Origin of the sequence: Burkholderia sp. LMG 13014 (assembly GCF_905232215.1) — a bacterium.
Taxonomy (GTDB): domain Bacteria; phylum Pseudomonadota; class Gammaproteobacteria; order Burkholderiales; family Burkholderiaceae; genus Burkholderia.
The window spans coordinates 1-2,978 of sequence record NZ_CAJNKE010000670.1 but is presented as its reverse complement, the minus strand read 5'-3'; the positions used below and the strand labels follow the sequence as shown (position 1 = coordinate 2,978).

The window sequence follows — 2,978 nt, the reverse complement described above, 5'->3', positions numbered from 1 at the left end:
CGCGCAAGGTGCTCGGCAATATCGAGCGCACGTGGACGGGCGTGTTCAATACCCAGTTGCACGCGCAGTACCAGCCGCCGACGCTCGTGATGTTCAAGAACTCGACGCCGACCGCATGCGGCACGGGGCAGACCGCGATGGGGCCGTTCTATTGCCCGGGCGACCGCAAGGTGTACATCGATCTCGGTTTCTACGACGAACTGCGCACGCGTTTCGGCGCGGGCGGCGATTTCGCGCAGGCTTACGTGATCGCGCACGAAGTCGGCCATCACGTGCAGAACCTGCTCGGCATTTCCGACAAGGTCGACGCCGCGCGCCGGCGGGCGAGCCAGGCGCATTCGAACGCGCTGTCGGTGCGGATGGAGCTGCAGGCCGACTGCTTTGCCGGCGTATGGGCGAACAACGCGCAGCGCGCGAACCAGCGGCTGATGGAACCGGGCGATTTCGAGCAGGGGCTGAAGGCCGCCGCCGCGATCGGCGACGACCGGCTGCAGCAGCAAGGGCAGGGCTATGTCGTCCCGGAAAGCTTCACGCACGGCACCAGTGACCAGCGCGTGTACTGGCTGCGGCGCGGGATGGAATCGGGCCAGCTGAGCGCCTGCGACACGTTCGCCGCGAACGCGCGCTGACGCGAGGGCGCGCCCGTCGCGCGCCAGTATCGTCCCGGCCGAACCCGCGATGCCGGCCGGGCCGGGACGATTTGCCGATTTGTGCTCACCGGCGCTTTTCGGCGCCGGTAGGCTGGCCCGAACTTCGATCTTCGATACGTTCGCCCGCCGCCCACTCCACCATGCCGACCCCATCCGTTCCCGCCGACCCGGCCGCCGCCGACTGGTCACGTGCGCTGCGCGCGTGCGTGGACGCGTTCGATGCGTTCGCGAGCCCGTCCGCGATCGTGTTCTACCGGCTCGACCAGAGCGGCGAGCCGGCGGATTTCGAGCTGTTCGGGATGCCGGAATCGATGCATCGCACCTATGTCGCGCGCTACCGGATGCTCGATCCACTGCATCCGTCGCGCTGCGCGGCGGGCGAACGCGCGGTCGTCACGCTCGCCTCCCAATTGCCTGACGAAAGGCGCGACGCGTCCGCGTACTGGACCCGTTTCCTGCGACGGCACGACGTGGCCGACGTCGTCGAGATCTGGCTGCGCGACGCGGGCCGAACGGTCGGCGCGTTCTCGCTGCTGCGCTTCGGGAACGGTGAAACGGGCGGCGTGGCCGGCAACAGCACGGCCGGGCGGTTCGCACCGGGCGAGATCGATGCGCTCGCGCGGCTGCAGCCGGTGGCCGAAGCCGCGCTGAGCCCGCTGCTGCGCGTGCGGCGCGGAATCCACCGGATCGCCTGCGAGGAGCGGCTGACTTACCGCGAGGAGCAGATCGCACGCCTCGTGCGCGACGGCCGCTCGAACAAGGAGATCGCGCGCGATCTCGCGCTCGGCCAGCCGACCGTCAAGACGCACCTGATGCGCATGTACCGCAAGCTCGGCGTGTCGAACCGCACCGAACTGGTGGGGGCGTTGTTCCTGTAATTCATCGGATAATTGCGATCCGGAATTCGAACCTTTCGCGATCGCCGATTCATGAATATCAAAGCCAAGGCGCTGCTGGCCGCGCTGCTCGTGTTGCTGGGTGTCTCCACGGCCTCGACAGCGTTTGCGCAAGAGAGCGAACCCGATTCGTGCGTCGTACTGCCTCCGACCCGGATGCTGGCCGATGATGTTGGCGTGGCCGATGCCGATCTCGGCGACGGATGGCTCGCACTGGCGCCGGACGGCCATCGCTGGAAGCTCGCGCCGGCACGCATCCGGCTCGAGCCGGTGCAACCGGACGGCGAAGTCGTCGACGTCACGTCCGACGTAAAAAATGCCGTTGCGCTGTTGCGTTGCAAATCGCTCAGGCAGGGCCGGGTCGACGCGGCGAACCTGGCGTTCCCGAACGGTGGAAGGGTGATCGAACCCGGCCCCGAACCGCTGCGCTTCGCGTTTCACGGCCGCCGGTACGCGTTGCGCTACACCGCATCCGATGGGGTGATTGCCGATGGCGATGGCAAGCGGTCGGTCCTTTATGATTTCGGCGGCAGCACGCCGCCGTTTCGCGTGACCCTGATCTGGGCGGGCGATCTCGATCGCGACGGCCGATTGGACTTCCTGATCGAATTCGGCAGTGAAATCGGCAGTAATTTCTGCCTGTTCCGGTCGGGCAATGCCAAGGAAAACGAACAGGTCGGCCCGGCAAGTCGCCTGGACGTCAGCGGCTGACCGGCAAGACGCCCGCGCCACCCACCCATTTCGCAAGCCTGATCGGTCGAACCGTACCGTATCGGTCGGCTCGCTGCCGCTGCAAGCGTTCTGCTCGCGGGTTCCCGCCGTCGTGCAGTACCATGCGCGATCGTCGTTTCGATAACAACCAGGGGCCGGGAACATGGACGTCACGATCATTGCAGTTGCGCTTGTGGTCGCCGCCTTGAGCATTGCACTGCCGATTTTCATCGTCAGGACCGTGAGAAGCGGGATCTACGATTCGCTGTACTTCCTGATTCCGCTGGCGCTCGGCATCTACTGGCTGGATTACCAGGCGTACGACTTCCTTGCGTCGATGGGGCACGGCTTCAGAAACTAGCATTGCAATGACCGGGCATCAGCCCGGTAGCGGAGCGGGCATGCCCGTACCGGTCGAGTAGGCCGGCCGGTCTGCTTGCGCGATACCGAGCCGGCTTCCGGTCTCGGCACTCGACCCATCACCGCGGAGTTCGAACCCGCCCCCTCAGCGCCCACGCGCTGCCAATTTGCGCTCACCGGGCGCGAACCCTCGTCGATACAGTGGAACGACGCCCGCGTGCCCATGCGCACGCGGTCCAGCCACGACAATCCTCGAGACGCCCATGAGCACCACGAATTTCGTCGCCGTCAGCGACACCGTGCGCACCTTCGTTGCGCGCGATTTCGGCCTCTTCATCGACGGTGAAATGCAGCCCGCCCA

The 2,978-nt window shown here is 66.4% G+C and carries 4 protein-coding genes; all 4 read left to right on the top strand.

What is annotated here, in order from left to right; all coding sequences use genetic code 11:
* Positions 1-629, top strand: a 629-nt coding sequence (locus JYJ84_RS32825) for a neutral zinc metallopeptidase (protein ID WP_205189997.1), incomplete at its 5' end; no start/stop codon positions are given.
* A 161-nt stretch (positions 630-790) separates the two neighbouring features.
* Entirely contained in the window at positions 791-1,528 is a 738-nt protein-coding gene (locus JYJ84_RS32820; RefSeq protein ID WP_175220259.1) for a LuxR C-terminal-related transcriptional regulator, read from the top strand.
* A gap of 51 nt (positions 1,529-1,579) precedes the next feature.
* The gene (locus JYJ84_RS32815; protein WP_175220261.1) at positions 1,580-2,257 is read left to right on the top strand and encodes a hypothetical protein; all 678 of its coding nucleotides are present in this window, start codon (positions 1,580-1,582) and stop codon (positions 2,255-2,257) included.
* A 163-nt stretch (positions 2,258-2,420) separates the two neighbouring features.
* A complete protein-coding gene (locus tag JYJ84_RS32810; RefSeq protein ID WP_122947576.1) occupies positions 2,421-2,618 on the top strand; it encodes a hypothetical protein in 198 nt (65 codons plus the stop codon).
* Positions 2,619-2,978 lie beyond the last annotated feature (360 nt).